Origin of the sequence: Streptomyces sp. NBC_01669 (genome assembly GCF_026339735.1) — a bacterium.
In the GTDB taxonomy this organism is placed as follows: Bacteria; Actinomycetota; Actinomycetes; order Streptomycetales; family Streptomycetaceae; genus Streptomyces; species Streptomyces yanii.
This window is the reverse complement of the sequence record NZ_JAPEQG010000001.1, coordinates 2,019,967-2,035,330: the sequence shown is the minus strand read 5'-3', so window position 1 is coordinate 2,035,330 and position 15,364 is coordinate 2,019,967. Positions and strand designations below refer to the sequence as shown.

The following is a 15,364-nucleotide window of genomic DNA, read 5'->3' as shown; positions in this document are numbered from 1 at the left end:
CTGGCCCATGCTACATTCCGCTCTCCGAAAAGAGTCTTTTACTTTGTGGAAATCTCCAATCGGGTGTGCGAGTGGTCCGCTTGCTGTCCGGCGAGGAAGGTGGGGTCTTGACGGGCTCGAATCCCGAGTGAAGACTTCTTCAACAGTTCGTTGAATTTCTTCGGTGGCCCGACAGGCTCTGAGCCGCCGACCATGCGGAAGTGAGGAGCACGGGTGTCCGGTGCGGACGTGAACCTGGTACTGCGCTCGACGCGCGTCGTCACCCCCGAGGGGACGCGCCCCGCGGCGGTGGCCGTCGCCGGCGGCGAGATCGACGCCGTCCTGCCGTACGACACCGAGGTGCCGGCCGGTGCCCGGCTCCAGGACTTCGGCGATGACGTCCTGCTGCCCGGCCTCGTCGACACCCATGTCCACGTGAACGACCCCGGCCGCACCGAGTGGGAAGGATTCTGGACCGCCACCCGCGCCGCCGCAGCGGGTGGGATCACCACCCTGCTCGACATGCCCCTCAACTCGCTCCCGCCGACCACCACCGTCGGCCATCTGCGTACCAAGCAGCAGGTGGCAGCCACCAAGGCGCACATCGATACCGGCTTCTGGGGCGGTGCGACCCCGTCCAACGTGAAGGACCTGCGGCCGCTGTACGAGGCCGGGGTCTTCGGCTTCAAGTGCTTCCTGTCGCCCTCCGGGGTCGAGGAGTTCCCGGAGCTGGACCAGGAGCAGCTGGCCCGCTCCCTGGCCGAGATCGCCGGCTTCGACGGACTGCTGATCGTGCATGCCGAGGACCCGCACCACCTGGCGGCCGCGCCGCAGCGCAGCGGACCCGCCTACGCCGACTTCCTCGCCTCCCGGCCGCGTGACGCCGAGAACACCGCCATCGAGAGCCTCATCGCGCACGCCAGGCGGCTGAACGCCCGCATCCACGTCCTGCACCTGTCGTCCAGCGACGCGCTGCCGCTGATCGCCGCCGCCAAGCGGGAGGGCATACGCGTCACCGTCGAGTCCTGCCCGCACTTCCTCACCCTCACCGCGGAGGAAGTCCCTGACGGGGCGACGGAGTTCAAGTGCTGCCCGCCGATCCGGGAAGCCGCCAACCAGGATGCGCTCTGGGCCGGGCTCGCCGACGGCACGATCGACTGCATCGTCTCGGACCACTCGCCCTGCACCGCGGACCTCAAGACGCCGGACTTCGCCTCCGCCTGGGGCGGCATCTCCTCCCTCCAGCTCGGACTGCCCGCCATCTGGACCGAGGCGCGCCGGCGCGGCCACTCGCTCGACGACGTGGTCCGCTGGATGTCCGCCGCCCCCGCCGAGCTGGCCGGACTGACCCGCAAGGGCGCCATCGAGGCCGGGCGCGACGCCGACTTCGCGGTCCTCGCCCCCGACGAGACCTTCACCGTCGACCCCGCCGAGCTCTTCCACCGCAACCAGGTCACCGCCTACGCCGGTAAGACCCTGCACGGTGTCGTGAAGTCGACCTGGCTGCGCGGGCGGCGGATCGCAGCCGACGGCGTCCTCGCCGAGCCCACCGGCCGCCTCCTCGAAAGGAACCACTGACCATGACGGCGACAGCGCACTTCACCGGTGCCGCCGACCCGTACTCAGGCGGCGACCCGTACGCCGACTACCGCACCGCCGACTTCCCCTTCACCGACCTCGTCGATCTCGCCGACCGGCGGCTCGGCGCGGGTGTGATCGCAGCCAACGACGAGTTCTTCGCCGAGCGTGAGAACCTGCTGAAGCCGGGGCCCGCGGAGTTCGACCCGGAGCACTTCGGGCACAAGGGCAAGATCATGGACGGCTGGGAGACGCGTCGCCGCCGCGGCGTCAGTGCCGCGCAGCCGCACCCCTCGGACGAGGACCACGACTGGGCGCTGGTACGGCTCGGCGCGCCCGGCGTCGTACGCGGCATCGTCGTCGACACCGCCCACTTCCGCGGCAACCACCCGCAGGCCGTCTCCGTCGAAGCGGCCTTTGTGCCCGGCTCCCCGTCCCCCGAGGAACTCCTCGCACCGGACGTGGAGTGGACAACCCTCATACCCCGTACGGCCGTCGGCGGCCACGCGGCCAACGGCTTCGCGGTCGACGCCGACCGGCGCGTCACCCATCTGCGGGTCAACCAGCACCCCGACGGCGGGATCGCCCGCCTCCGGGTCTACGGAGAGGTCGCCCCCGACCCCGCCTGGCTGGCCGCCCTCGCCACCTTCGACCTTGCCGCGCTGGAGAACGGCGGCCAGGTCGAGGACGCCTCCGACCGCTTCTACTCCCCGGCCACCAACACCATCCAGCCCGGTCGCTCCCGCCAGATGGACGACGGCTGGGAGACCCGACGCCGCCGCGACAAGGGCAACGACTGGATCCGCTACCGGCTCGCCGAGCAGGCGGAGATCCGGGCCGTCGAGATCGACACCGCCTGCCTCAAGGGCAACTCGGCGGGCTGGGCGAGCCTTTCGGTGCGGGACGGGACGCGCGGCGACTGGGCGGAAGTCCTGCCGCGGACCCGGCTGCAGCCCGACACGAACCACCGCTTCGTCCTCCCGGAGGCCGTACGCGCCACGCACGTCCGGATCGACATCTTCCCGGACGGCGGTATCTCACGGCTGCGGCTGTTCGGCTCGCTGACGGAGGAGGGGGCCGCACGACTGGCCGCCCGCCACCAGGAACTGGGCGGCTGACGAGGGCGGGCGGCCCTGCCGCCTCGCGGGTGGCGGCACCTGTCACTCCTTCGTGCGCGGCAGCTCCCGCCACCCCCCGGGTGCGCCCGATGCGTCCGCATCCAGGGCTTATGGGACCCTGGGTGCGTCGCACATCCCGAGCAGGAGTCGTCATGATCTTCATCGCCGTCAAGTTCACCGTCCACAGCGAAGAGCGCGACAACTGGCTGCCCGCCGTCGAGCCCTTCACTCTTGCCACCCGTCAGGAGCCGGGCAACGTGTTCTTCGAGTGGTCGTACAGCGTCGAGAACCCGGACCAGTTCGTGCTCCTGGAGGCCTTCGCTTCCCCCGAGGCCGGAGAGGCGCATGTGAAGTCCGAGCACTTCGCGGCGGCGATGGACCTGATGGCGGACCTCGTCGCCGTGTCCCCGGAGATCATCAATGTCGAGGTCCAGGGCGACGGTTGGTCCCGGATGGCGGAGCTCACACCCAGCCGTCAGTGATCCGTGAGTCCTGACGGTTCAGAACTCCTCGTGGACATCCGGGTCTCCGCCGTACCGCCGCCGCGGTCCGGCGGAGATCCTGGCCAGTTCGTCCGCCGTCAGTTCGAAGCCGAAGATCTCCAGATTCTGGCGCTGCCGCCCCGGATCGGCGGACTTCGGGATCGGGACCGCCCCCAGCTGAGTGTGCCAACGCAGCGCGGCCTGACCGGGGGTCACCCCGTGTGCCGCGGCGACGGCGACGAGCGCGGGGTCCGCCAGGAGATCGCGGCCGCGGCCCAGCGGACTCCAACTCTCGGTCACGATGCCCTTGGCTGCGTGCACGGCCCGCAGCTCCTCCTGCGGGAAGCGCGGATGCATCTCGATCTGGTTCACGGCGGGCAGGACTCCGGTCTCCCGTTCCAGCCGGTCGAGCTGGGACGCGGTGAAGTTGGAGACGCCGATCGAGCGCACCAGCCCGTCCTTGCGGAGCTGGATCATCGCCTTCCAGGTGTCGACGTACAGGTCCACCCGGGGCAGTGGCCAGTGGATGAGATACAGGTCCACGTAGTCGAGCCCGAGATTGCGGCGGGACTCCTCGAACGACGCCAGGGTCTGCTCGTAACCCTGATGCCTGCCCGGAACCTTGGTGGTGACGACGATGTCCGCGCGCGCCACACCGCTGCGGGCGATCCCGCGTCCGGTGCCGGTTTCGTTGCGGTAATTGAGTGCGGTGTCGATGAGCCGGTATCCGAGGTCCAGCGCTCCGGCCACGGCCTCCTCCGCCGCGTCGTCCTTCATCGGCCAGGTGCCGAGCCCGACGGCGGGGAGGGTGCGGCCGTCGATGAGGGGGTGAACCGGGGTCTCGGTCATGATCTCCCTTGTCGTTCGAAACCATCCTGACCAGGGTAGGACGGGCAGGGGCACGGGACTGGGAGGGCGCGGCCGGGCGGAGTACGGGTCAGGCCGCGTGGCCGCCGTCCACCACCACCTCCGTACCGGTGATGTACGCCGCTTCGTCACCGGCCAGGTAGGAGATCAGGGAGGCCACTTCAGCCGTCGTGCCGAAGCGGTCCAGGGCGGTGCCGGCGCGCTGTCCGGCGGCGTACGGGCCGTCGGCCGGGTTCAGGTCCGTGTCGATCGGGCCGGGCTGGACCAGGTTCACCGTGATGGAGCGCGGGCCGAGCTCATGGGCGAGCGGCTTGGTGAGGCCGGCGAGCGCCGACTTGCTCATGGCGTAGAGCGTGCCGCCCGGACCGCCCGCGCGCCTGCTCAGGGCCGTTCCGACGGAGATGATGCGACCGCCGCGCTCCATCCGGGCGGCCGCCGCCCGGCAGGCGAGGAACACCGCCCGGACATTGACGGCCAGCACCCGGTCCACATCGGCCGGGGTGAGTGAGCCGATGGGGCCGAGGACGCCGATGCCCGCGTTGTTGACGAGAATGTCGAGTCGGCCGAACGTGTCCGCGGCCTCGTGCACGGCCGCCGGGACCGCCTCGGGGTCGGCCGAGTCGGCGCGCAGGGCGAGCGCGCGGCGGCCGTACGCCTCGATCTTTTGGACGATCTCACGGGCGCCGTCCTCGTCCTGTACATACGTCAGCGCCACATCGGCGCCGTCCTGGGCGAGCCGCAGCGCGGTTGCGGCGCCGATGCCGCGGCTGCCGCCGGTGACGAGTGCGGTCCTGGTGTCGGTGCTGGTCATGGTGGGCTCCTTGCCGGTCGGGGCTGCTGTTTCGACAGGGACAAGGAAAGTCCGTTCGCCGCACGGTGACCGGCGGGAAACGGACGCCTACACGGCGGAAGCTCCGCCGGGTGGACCGATGAGTTCCGGGCGAAAGTGTGGACCGATGAGTTCCGGGCGAAAGTGGGGTCGGAAGGGATAACGGCGCATGACCGCCCGGACGGCCCCGAAGGAGCCGGACGGCCCGGAAGGAGAAGGACCATGGCGAAGCTGACTCTCACCACATTTCTGTCCCTCGACGGCGTCATGCAGGCGCCCGGCCGCCCCGACGAGGACCGGAGCGGCGGATTCGAGTACGGCGGCTGGCTCGCGCCGTTCATGGACCAGGGCATGGGGCAGTTCATGACCGAGGTGTTCGACCGGTCGGCGGCGTTCCTGCTGGGCCGTCGTACGTACGACATCTTCGCCGCGTACTGGCCCAAGGTCACCGACCCGGACGACCCGATCGCCTGCCGGCTGAACCCGTATCCCAAGTACGTCGTGTCGACCACGCTGGAGAAGGCCGACTGGGAGAACACCACCGTCGTCTCCGCCGATGTCGCCGAGGAGGTCGCCCGGATCAAGGAGCGCACCGTGGGCGGCGAGCTGCAGATCCACGGCAGCGGCGCGCTCGCCCAGTCCCTGATGGCGCACGACCTGATCGACGAGTACAACCTGCTGACCTACCCGGTTGTGCTCGGCCGCGGCCGTCGGCTCTTCCCGGAGGGCGGGCTGCCCACCGCGTTCAGGCTGACCGGCGCCCGCATCACCCCCAAAGGCATCGCGATCCACACCTACCGGCCCGTCGGCCGGGCTCGGTTCGGCTCGGTCGACGACTGAGGGGAGCTCGCAAAATGGGAGTCCGATCAGCGTGCATGCCAGGCGCCGCGAGCCCGGCGCCCATTTTGTGAACTCCTCCGAACCGCGCCCGCCCGGTGGGCGGCCTTTTGCGCCTCGTCGGGATGACCCGCCCGTCCGTCATGTGGCCACTGCGCGCGTCGCCCCTGCACCCGGGTTCCCGGGCCCGTTGGTGAATGAGCGCCGGTCAAGCCCGAGCGGTGAGACAGGTGTTCCCGGTGCCGCGGACCTCCCGGTACCGTGATCGTTCCGCGGGTGAGCCGGTGCGGTCTCCCCATGGTTCCCGCTGTGGAGCATCACGAGAACCACGAGTGCCAGGAGAAACCAGGTGTCCTCGATCGCCCTGCCCGCCCTCGCACCACCGCGCCGGGCCTGGCTCACCGATCTGCCCGTGCTGCTCGTCGCGGTCGTCTGGGGCGCCAGCTATCTCGCCGCCAAGGGCATCACGACCACGCAGACCGTCATCGCGGTCCTCGTCCTGCGATTCGTCATCGTGCTGCCCGTGCTGGCCGCCACGGGGTGGCGCAGGCTGCGGGCGCTCAGCGCGGCGCAGTGGCGCGGCGCGGGGCTGCTGGGGCTGGTCCTCAGCGGGATCTTTCTTGTGGAGACGTACGGCGTCGTGCACACCTCGGCGACCAACGCCGGCCTCATCATCAGCCTCACCATGATCTTCACACCGCTCGCCGAGGCCGCAGTGACCCGGGTCCGGCCGCCCAGAGCCTTCCTCGCCGCCGCCGCGCTGTCCGTCGCCGGTGTGGTGCTGCTGACCCAGGGCGGAGGTTTCACCAGCCCCTCGGTTGGCGATCTGCTGATGCTGGTGGCCGCACTCGCCCGTACCCTCCACGTGCTGCTGATGGCCCGCATCAAGTCCGTCCAGGACGCCGACTCGCTGTCGCTCACCACCGTGCAACTCGGCAGCGCCGTCGCCGTCTTCGCCGTGCTCGCCGGCGTGCCCGGTACCGGGGCGTCGCCGTGGGCGGTGGCCTCGGAGTTCGGTGTCCGGGAGTGGGGCGGGCTGCTCTTCCTCTCCGTCTTCTGCACGCTCTTCGCGTTCTTCGTGCAGATGTGGTCGGTACGCCGCACCTCGCCGTCCCGGGTCAGCCTGCTGCTCGGTACGGAACCGCTGTGGGCCGCCGCCGCGGGCATCGCCATCGGAGGAGAACGGCTCGGCGTCCTGGGCGTGGTGGGCGCGGTGCTCGTCCTCGCCGGGACGGGCTGGGGGCGTCGCGCCGCCGCTGCTCCGTGAGCCGGCCGGTTACGGCCTCCCCCACGACAGGGAGTGGGGCTCCCGCGACTCCACCTGCGGCGTTGTCGTCAGTCACCGACGCTCCGCGCCGACTGCGGCCTCCGCCTTTCCATCGAAGCCGCATGACGCCGTTCGCTGATCCATTCCCTGTGGCGGGGAGGCCGTCACTCCTGGAGTCGGTCCGCCGCAACCATCACCGAGGCGCCCGCCACCACCAGCACGATGTTGACGAAGACCGGGTAGCCGCTGAGGAACTCCATCCGCCGCACCACCGCCCAGAGCCGGAACCAGCCCGTCCATTCGTGCAGCAGTCCGGCGACGCCCTGGATGAACACGATGAAGCCGACCGACTCGCAGAGTTTCTTCATGGGGGAGAGCCTCGCGGGCCCGTTCCGGCCGCGGCGTCGGCCGCCGGTCTGCGGCACGGCGCCGAAAGTATCCGATCCGGCAACTTTGGTGGCTTCCCGCTCCCGCACGGCCGGTACGAGCGCGTCACTTGAGTAGTTTTGTCGATATGACGCGTACGGAGTACCGCTGGCTGCTGCCCTCGGCCATGGCCGATCCCGAGCTGCCCGGCGACCACGGCCGCCGGGCGCGCCGCACGGTACGGGACTGGGCCGTCGACATCACGGCCTTCCTCTGTGCGGCCGGCATCGGCCTGCTCGCGGCCGCCGCGATCGACGCCGACCGCACCACCCCCGACGGTGTCGTCCTCGTCGACTCACTGATCGGCGCCGCGGCCTGCTGCGCGCTGTGGACGCGGCGCCGGTGGCCGGTCGGGCTGGCCGTGGTCCTGACGCTGCTCGCCACCGTCGAACCGGTGGCCGGCGGGGCGCTGCTCGTCGCGCTGTTCAGCGTGGCGGTGCACCGGCCCTTCAAACCGGTGGCCGCCGTCGGTGCGCTGGCCCTGGCCGTCGCCCCCGTACAACCGTATCTGCGCCCCGACCCGGACACCTCGTTCGCCGCCTCCACGATCATCGGTGTGCTGCTGGTCCTGCTGGTGCTGAGCTGGGGCATGGTCGTGCGGTCCCGGCGCCAGCTCGTCATCACCCTGCGCGAGCGCGCCCACCGGGCCGAGACCGAGGCCGGGCTCCGCGCCGAGCAGGCGCAGCGGCTGGCCCGCGAGGCCATCGCCCGCGAGATGCATGACGTCCTCGCCCACCGCCTCACCCTCCTGAGCGTTCACGCGGGCGCCCTCGAATTCCGCCCCGACGCGCCCCCCGCCGAGGTCGGCCGGGCCGCCGGGGTGATCCGGGACAGCGCGCACGAGGCGCTCCAGGACCTCCGCGAGATCATCGGTGTCCTCCGCAGCCCCGGCGACAACGGGGAGGGCAACCGGCCGCAGCCCACCCTCGCCACCCTCGACGCGCTGATCGCCGAGTCCCGTCGCGCCGGCATGAAGGTCACCCTCGACAACCGCATCGCCGACCCGGCCGCCGCCCCCGCCGCCACCGGCCGCACCGTCTACCGCATCGCGCAGGAAGGCCTGACCAACGCCCGTAAGCACGCCCCCGGAGCCGAGGTCACCGTCACCGTCACCGGGGGTCCGGGCGACGGTCTCACCATCGAGGTGCGCAACCCGGCGCCCGTCGAACCGTTCGAGCGGGTCCCCGGCTCCGGCCAGGGCCTCATCGGTCTGACCGAGCGCGCCACCCTCGCCGGGGGCCGCCTCGACCACGGGCCGGAACCCGACGGCGGATTCGGGATCCGGGCCTGGCTACCGTGGACCTCATGACCACCCCCCTGGATCCTCCGGCACAGCCCGTGCGGCTGCTCATCGTCGACGACGATCCGCTCGTGCGGGCCGGGCTGACATTCATGCTCGGCGGCGCGGACGACATCACCATCGTGGGGGAGGGAGCGGACGGCTCCGAGGTCGCGGACCTCGTCGACCGGCTCCGCCCCGACGTGGTGCTGATGGACATCAGAATGCCGACCGTGGACGGACTGGCCGCGACCGAGGCGCTGCGCAGCCGCCCCGACGCCCCGGAAGTCGTCGTCCTGACCACCTTCCACGCCGATGAGCAGGTGCTGCGAGCCATCCGCGCCGGGGCCGCAGGATTTGTCCTGAAAGATACGCCGCCCGCGCAGATCGTCGACTCGGTGCGCCGGGTCGCGGCCGGTGACCCCGTGCTGTCGCCCGCCGTCACCCGGCAGCTGATGGACCGGGCCGCGGGCATCGGATCGGGGGCCGGCGCCGACGACCGCGCGGGCCGGGCCCAGCGGGCACGCCGGAGGATCGACGGTCTCGCCGAGCGGGAGCGCGAGGTCGCGGTCGCCGTCGGACGCGGCCGTTCCAACGCGGAAATCGCCGCGAGCCTCTATCTCAGCGTGGCCACCGTGAAAACACACGTGTCACGCATTCTTGCGAAGTTCGACTTCAACAACCGTGTCCAGATCGCGCTGTTGGTGCACGATGCGGGGCTGCTCGACGAGGAGGAGGACGGCGCGGGCGACGTACGCTGAGACGGTTCGATCCGAGGCGATCGAACCGAACCGGCCGGGAGGGGTTGAACCGTGTCCGCAGTCGACATCGATCTTCGCGGGGTCCATGACTTCACCGCGAATCCCTATCCGACGTACGCGAAGCTGCGCTCCGAGGGCCCGGTGCACACCATCCGCACCGATGACGCCGAGCGGATCTGGCTGATCGTCGGGTACGAGGAGGGCCGCGCCGCCCTCGCGGACCAACGGCTCAGCAAGGACTGGCGGACCTCGGACCTCTGGATCGGTGACGGCGATCCGATCAACGCCAACATGCTGGAGATGGACGCGCCGCACCACACCCGGCTGCGCAAGCTCGTCGCCCGCGAGTTCACCGCCCGCAGGATCGACTCGCTGCGGCCGCGGGTCCAGCAGATCACCGACGAACTGCTCGACGCGATGGTGCCCGCGGGGCGCGGCGACCTCGTCGACGCGCTCGCCTTCCCGCTGCCGATGACCGTCATCTGCGAGCTGATCGGCGTGCCGGACCTGGACCGCGACCGGTTCCGCCTGCTGTCGAACGGCATCGTCGCCCCGACGTCCTCGGACACGGGAGGCGAAGCGGTCCGCGCGATGGGGGCCTATCTCGTGGAGCTCATCGAGGACAAGCGGTGCGCGCCCGGCGACGACCTGATGAGCGCGCTGATCAGGGTGCGGGACGAGGAGGGTGACGGGCTGTCGCCCGACGAACTCGTCGGCATGGCCTTCCTGCTGCTCGTCGCCGGACACGAGACCACCGTCAATCTGATCTCCAACGGGGTACGGGCCCTGCTCGCCCACCCCGGACAGCTCGCCGCACTCCGCGCCGACCCCGGTCTGATCGACGGCGCGGTCGAGGAGATGCTCCGGTACGACGGACCCGTGGAGACCGCCACCTTCCGCTTCGCCCGGGAGCCGGTCGAGATCGGCAACCGGACCATTCCGGCGGGCGAGGCGGTCCTGGTCGCCCTGGCCGGTGGCGACCGCGACCCCGCTCGCTACCCGGACCCGGACCGCTTCGACATCCGCCGCGACGCCCAGGGCCACCTGGCCTTCGGCCACGGCATGCACTTCTGCATGGGGGCGCCGCTGGCCCGGATGGAGGGCCGGATCGCGATCCGTACGCTGCTGGGGCGGTGCCCGGATCTCGCACTCGACCCGGCCGGTGCGGAGCTGGACTGGCTGCCCGGGATGCTGATCCGAGGGGTCCGGCACCTGCCGGTGCGCTGGTGAGATAAGAAGGCCTGTCATGAGCGGACTTGACATGCAGATGGCGCAGAAGGTCCTCGACAGCCAGCCGTTCAGCGGGCTCGTCGGGGCACGGATCACCGCCTTCGGGGACGGCGCCGCCACCCTCGAAGTGGACATCCGGCAGGAACTCCAGCAGCAGAACGGCTTCGTGCACGGCGGCGTGCTGTCGTACGCCGCCGACAACTCGATCACCTTCGCCGCCGGAACGACCCTCGGGCCGGCCGTACTGACCGGTGGCTTCTCGATCCAGTACATCCGTCCGGCCACCGGTCGCACCCTGATCGCCCGCGCCACCGTCGTCCACACCGGCCGTCGCCAGGCGGTGGTCCGCTGCGATCTGTTCGCCGCGGCGGACGACGGCGCGGAAGCCCTGTGCGCGGTCGCCCAGGGAACCGTGCTCTCCGCCCGGACACAGTGAAGGGACCCTCCTTGACCAGTCGAGCGACCGAAGCGACCGAATCCGCGGTTGTCGTCGATCTCGCCGCGCTCGGCGAGACGTTCACCCGCGACCCCCACCCCGTCTACGCCGCGCTCCGGGAGCGTGGACCCGTCCACCGGATCCGGATGCCGGAAGGCACCGACGCCTGGCTCGTCGTCGGATACGAAGAAGGCCGCACCGCGCTCGCGGACCCGCGGCTGTCCAAGCAGTGGGACAACGCCTCACCCGCCCTGGGCGTCAGCAAGGTCTCCGCCGGGGCGTCCATGCTCAGCTCGGACGCCCCCGTGCACACTCGGCTGCGCAAGCTGGTGACCCGCGAGTTCACCCCGCGCCGCATGGAGCAACTCGTCCCACGGATCCAGGAGATGACCGACGAACTGCTCGACCGGATGCTGGCGGAACCGGACCGCAGGACCGACCTCGTCGAAGCGCTGTCCTTCCCGCTGCCGATGTCCGTCATCTGCGAACTGCTCGGGGTCCCGTTCCTGGACCGTGCTTCGTTCCGTGAATGGTCCAACATCGCTGTGTCGTCGGTCGACGCTGCGGCGCGGGTGGCCGCCACCGGGGACATGACCCGCTACATGGCGGGGCTGCTGGCCGACAAGCGCGCACAGCCCGGCGACGACCTGATGAGCGCGCTGATCCACACGGCGGACGACGACGGCGACCGGCTCTCCGAGGACGAGCTGATGGGCATGGCCTGGCTGCTGCTCGTCGCCGGACACGAGACCACGGTCAACCTCATCTCCAACGGCGTTCTGGCTCTCTTCGGTCACCCGGGCCAACTGGCGGCACTTCGCGCCGACTTCGGACTCATCGACAACGCGGTGGAGGAGACGCTGCGCTACGACGGGCCGGTCGAGACCCCCACGTACCGGTTCACCACCGAGCCGCTCGACATCGGCGGCACCGTCGTTCCCGGCGGCGGCGAACTGGTCCTGATCGCGATGGCCGACGCCAACCGCGACCCGGACCGCTTCGAGGACGCCGACCGTTTCGACATCACCCGGGACGCCCGCGGCCATGTCGCCTTCGGCCACGGCATCCACTACTGCCTGGGTGCGCCCCTGGCCCGCATCGAGGCCCGGATCGCGATCAGATCCCTGCTGGAGCGCTGCCCCGACCTGGCTCTGGACGCGCATCCCGCCGCCCTGACCTGGCGTACGGGCATGCTGATCCGGGGTCCCGAGCGACTGCCGGTCGCCTGGTAGCGGGGCCCGCTCAGCCGGTGCGGATCTCCGCCACTGCCACCGGTCGGTGCTCGCGCCGGGACAGCTCGCACGCCTCCGCGATCCGCAGTGCGTGCAGAGCCTCCCGGCCGTCGCACGGGTTGGCCGCCTCGCCCCGCACCACCTGTACGAACGCGTCGAGTTCCGCCTCGTACGCCGCGGCGAACCGCTCCAGGAACCCCGGCCACGGCTTGGCCGGGGCGGTGGGGCCCTGGGGTTCCACCGACGTCAGCGGCGTACGGTCGTCCAGACCGACCGCGACCTGGTCGAGCTCGCCCGCCAGCTCCATCCGTACGTCGTATCCGGCGCCGTTGCACCGGGTCGCTGTCGCCGTCGCCAGTGTGGAGTCGTCCAGGGTCAGCAGCGCCGCCGCCGTGTCGACATCGCCCGCCGCCCGGAACATCGCGGGACCGGCATCCGAACCGGTGGCGTACACCTCCACCACCTCACGGCCCGTCACCCACCGCAGGATGTCGAAGTCATGGACCAGACAATCCCGGAACAGGCCGCCGGAGTGCGGCAGATACGCGGCGGGTGGCGGCGCAGGATCGGACGTCATGGCCCGTACGGTGTGGAGCCTGCCCAGCGCCCCGCTCCGCACGGCGGTGCGCGCCGCACCGTACCCGGCGTCGAAGCGGCGCATGAAGCCCAGTTGGAGTACGCTCCCGGCCCGCTCGACCTCATGCAGGGCGCCCAGCGTCCCCGCCAGATCCAGTGCGATGGGCTTCTCGCAGAACGCCGGCAGGCCCGCCCGTGCGGCCAGTGCGATCAGCTCCGCATGTGCCGAGGTGGCCGCGGCGATCACGACGGCATCCACCCCCGCGCCCAGCACCTCGGCCGCGGACCCGACGGCTGTCGCGCGGCCGATGCGGTCCGCGACCCCGGCCGCCCGCGCTCCGTCGGTGTCCGTCACCACCAGGGTGTCCACCTCGGGGTGGCGGGCCAGCGCGCCCGCATGGAAGGAACCGATCCGGCCGGTGCCGATGAGTCCGATACGCATGGACCCAACGTGCCGCCCACCAGCTGCGCTGTCAACTTTATGTCCTGACAAACGAGGGTGTGTTCGATGCCCCGAGCCGCAGGACCCGGATTGTCCGGACAACAGGACGACCTGACTACCGGCAGTCCGGACGTGACAGCTACGCTCCTGCCGTGTCCAAACCCACCGCCGACCCCGCCGCCCTCGAACTCGGCGTGGACCGCAGCAGCCCGGTCCCGCTCTACTACCAGCTGTCCCAGCAGCTGGAGGCGGCCATCGAGAAGGGCCGGCTCACCCCCGGCAGCCTCCTCGGCAACGAGATCGAGCTCGCGGCCCGGCTAGGCCTGTCCCGCCCCACCGTCCGCCAGGCCATTCAGTCGCTCGTCGACAAGGGGCTGATGGTCCGTCGCCGCGGGGTGGGCACCCAGGTCGTCCACAGCCAGGTCCGGCGTCCGCTCGAACTGAGCAGCCTGTACGACGACCTGGAGGCGGCCGGGCAGCGCCCCACCACCCGCGTCCTGCGCAACACGGTCGAGCCCGCCCCCGCCGCGACCGCCGCCGCCCTCGGCGTCCCGGAAGGCACCGAGGTCCACCTCGTCGAACGGCTGCGGTCCGCGCACGGCGAACCGATGACCCTGCTCCGCAACCACCTGCCGGCCGGCCTCGTCGACCTGTCCACCGACCGACTGGAGGCCACCGGCCTCTACCGGATGCTGCGGGCCGCCGGAGTCACCCTGCACAGCGCCCGCCAGACCGTCGGCGCCCGCCTCGCCACGGCCGAGGAGGCGGCACAGCTCGCCGAGCCCGAGGGCGCGCCGCTGCTGACCATGGAACGCACCACGTACGACGACACCGGGCGGGCGGTCGAATTCGGCTCGCACATCTACCGGGCGTCGCGCTACGCCTTCGATTTCCAGCTGCTTGTCCGCTGACGCCCGCATATCGGCCCGTTGACGGGGTCCCCGCTCCTCGCTACAACTCCCCAAGCCGCACTCGGGCGGCCGGGAGACAAGGCGGACCCACCATGCGTACTCCTCGCAAGGCAGCACCCCTGATCGCCATCTGCACCATCAGCCTCGCCGTCACCGTCGTCGCCGGATGCAGCAGCTCCGGCGGCAAGAGCTCCGAGGACAGGTCCGGCAGCGGCAGTGGGCAGGGAGCCAAGGGCGTCTCCACACCCCGGATGAAGATCGCGATGATCACGCACTCGGGGGAGGGCGACACCTTCTGGGACATCGTCCAGAGCGGTGCGAAGCAGGCGGCGGCCAAGGACAACGTCGAGTTCCTCTACTCCGCGAACAAGGAGGGCAAGGAGCAGGCCCAGCTCGTCCAGGCCGCCATCGACCAGAAGGTCGACGGGATCGTCGTCACCCTCGCCAAACCGGAAGCCGTGGCGGACGCCGTCGCCAAGGCCGTGAAGGCGGGCATCCCCGTCGTCACCATCAACTCGGGCGCGCAGTTCTCGAAGGGTGTCGGTGCGATCGGCCATATCGGGCAGGACGAGAAGGTCGCCGGCGAGGCCGTCGGTGAGGAGCTCAACAAGCGGGGCCGCAAGAAGGCCGTCTGCGTCATCCACGAGCAGGGCAATGTGTCGCTGGAGGAGCGTTGCGCCGGGGTGAAGAAGACCTTCAAGGGAAGCGTCGAGAACCTCAGCATCGAAGGCACCAACATGCCCGCCTCCACGTCCTCCATCGAGGCGAAGCTCCAGGCCGACCACGGCATCGACGCGGTCGTCACCCTCGGCGCGCCGTTTGCCGCCGCCTCCGTCAAGGCCAAGGAGGGCTCCGGCTCCAAGGCCGAGGTCGACACGTTCGATCTCAATGCCGAGGTCGTCAAACGGCTGAAGGCCTCCGAGGTCGGCTTCGCGGTCGACCAGCAGCCCTACCTCCAGGGCTATCTCGCCGTCGACGAACTGTGGCTCGACAGGACCAACGGCAACGTCATCGGCGGCGGAAAGCCCGTGCTCACCGGCCCGGCGATCGTCACCGCCGCCGACGTGCCGCAGCTGGAGAAATACACCGCGCGCGGTACCCGGTGACCCGCGTG

16 protein-coding genes are annotated in these 15,364 nt (G+C 70.8%); 12 read left to right on the top strand and 4 right to left on the bottom strand.

Annotated features, from left to right (window positions below; all coding sequences use genetic code 11):
• The first annotated feature begins 213 nt into the window (after positions 1-213).
• The 3 genes from allB to OG972_RS08845 all read left to right on the top strand — a co-directional run bounded on the left by allB (position 214) and on the right by OG972_RS08845 (position 3,157).
• Complete coding sequence (gene allB / locus OG972_RS08855; RefSeq protein WP_266979860.1) at positions 214-1,557, top strand: allantoinase AllB; 1,344 nt, start codon at positions 214-216, stop codon at positions 1,555-1,557.
• A 2-nt stretch (positions 1,558-1,559) separates the two neighbouring features.
• Complete coding sequence (gene alc, locus OG972_RS08850; protein WP_266979858.1) at positions 1,560-2,675, top strand: allantoicase; 1,116 nt, start codon at positions 1,560-1,562, stop codon at positions 2,673-2,675.
• Between the two features lie 152 nt (positions 2,676-2,827).
• Complete coding sequence (locus OG972_RS08845) at positions 2,828-3,157, top strand: putative quinol monooxygenase (protein WP_266979857.1); 330 nt, start codon at positions 2,828-2,830, stop codon at positions 3,155-3,157.
• A gap of 18 nt (positions 3,158-3,175) precedes the next feature.
• On the opposite strand, the gene OG972_RS08840 is transcribed toward OG972_RS08845, so the two are convergent.
• On the bottom strand, positions 3,176-4,006 hold the full coding sequence (locus tag OG972_RS08840; RefSeq protein ID WP_266979855.1) for an aldo/keto reductase: 831 nt from the start codon (positions 4,004-4,006) through the stop codon (positions 3,176-3,178).
• Positions 4,007-4,094: 88 nt separating this feature from the next.
• On the bottom strand, positions 4,095-4,835 hold the full coding sequence (locus tag OG972_RS08835) for a 3-oxoacyl-ACP reductase family protein (RefSeq protein ID WP_266979853.1): 741 nt from the start codon (positions 4,833-4,835) through the stop codon (positions 4,095-4,097).
• A gap of 240 nt (positions 4,836-5,075) precedes the next feature.
• Here OG972_RS08835 and OG972_RS08830 point away from each other — a divergent pair, with 240 nt between their 5' ends.
• Positions 5,076-5,693 (top strand): dihydrofolate reductase family protein, encoded by a 618-nt coding sequence (locus tag OG972_RS08830; protein ID WP_266979852.1) that lies wholly within the window; start codon positions 5,076-5,078, stop codon positions 5,691-5,693.
• 346 nt (positions 5,694-6,039) lie between these two features.
• A complete protein-coding gene (locus tag OG972_RS08825; RefSeq protein WP_266979850.1) occupies positions 6,040-6,957 on the top strand; it encodes a DMT family transporter in 918 nt (305 codons plus the stop codon).
• A 164-nt stretch (positions 6,958-7,121) separates the two neighbouring features.
• Here the strand turns inward: OG972_RS08825 and OG972_RS08820 are convergent, their stop codons facing one another.
• Positions 7,122-7,325: a hypothetical protein gene (locus OG972_RS08820; protein WP_266979848.1), complete on the bottom strand. Its 204-nt coding sequence runs from the start codon at positions 7,323-7,325 to the stop codon at positions 7,122-7,124.
• Positions 7,326-7,471: 146 nt separating this feature from the next.
• On the opposite strand from OG972_RS08820, the gene OG972_RS08815 reads away from it, so the two are divergent.
• From OG972_RS08815 to OG972_RS08795, 5 genes are read left to right on the top strand one after another with little or no spacing between them, the layout of a single operon-like run.
• Entirely contained in the window at positions 7,472-8,692 is a 1,221-nt protein-coding gene (locus OG972_RS08815; RefSeq protein ID WP_266979846.1) for a sensor histidine kinase, read from the top strand.
• Positions 8,689-9,423: a response regulator transcription factor gene (locus OG972_RS08810; RefSeq protein WP_266979844.1), complete on the top strand. Its 735-nt coding sequence runs from the start codon at positions 8,689-8,691 to the stop codon at positions 9,421-9,423. The genes OG972_RS08815 and OG972_RS08810 overlap by 4 nt, the downstream gene beginning before the upstream one ends.
• A gap of 51 nt (positions 9,424-9,474) precedes the next feature.
• A complete protein-coding gene (locus OG972_RS08805) occupies positions 9,475-10,653 on the top strand; it encodes a cytochrome P450 (RefSeq protein WP_266979843.1) in 1,179 nt (392 codons plus the stop codon).
• 16 nt (positions 10,654-10,669) lie between these two features.
• Positions 10,670-11,089, top strand: a complete 420-nt coding sequence (locus tag OG972_RS08800; protein ID WP_266979841.1) for a PaaI family thioesterase — start codon at positions 10,670-10,672, stop codon at positions 11,087-11,089.
• Between the two features lie 11 nt (positions 11,090-11,100).
• The gene (locus OG972_RS08795; protein WP_266979839.1) at positions 11,101-12,321 is read left to right on the top strand and encodes a cytochrome P450; all 1,221 of its coding nucleotides are present in this window, start codon (positions 11,101-11,103) and stop codon (positions 12,319-12,321) included.
• Between the two features lie 10 nt (positions 12,322-12,331).
• Here the strand turns inward: OG972_RS08795 and OG972_RS08790 are convergent, their stop codons facing one another.
• The gene (locus tag OG972_RS08790; protein WP_266979837.1) at positions 12,332-13,339 is read right to left on the bottom strand and encodes a Gfo/Idh/MocA family oxidoreductase; all 1,008 of its coding nucleotides are present in this window, start codon (positions 13,337-13,339) and stop codon (positions 12,332-12,334) included.
• Positions 13,340-13,491: 152 nt separating this feature from the next.
• Between OG972_RS08790 and OG972_RS08785 the strand changes: the two genes are divergently transcribed.
• Positions 13,492-14,250 carry a GntR family transcriptional regulator gene (locus OG972_RS08785; RefSeq protein ID WP_266979836.1) on the top strand — a complete coding sequence of 253 codons (759 nt, stop codon included), beginning with the start codon at positions 13,492-13,494 and terminating at the stop codon, positions 14,248-14,250.
• 92 nt (positions 14,251-14,342) lie between these two features.
• The gene (locus OG972_RS08780) at positions 14,343-15,356 is read left to right on the top strand and encodes a sugar ABC transporter substrate-binding protein (protein WP_266979834.1); all 1,014 of its coding nucleotides are present in this window, start codon (positions 14,343-14,345) and stop codon (positions 15,354-15,356) included.
• Positions 15,357-15,364: the final 8 nt, after the last annotated feature.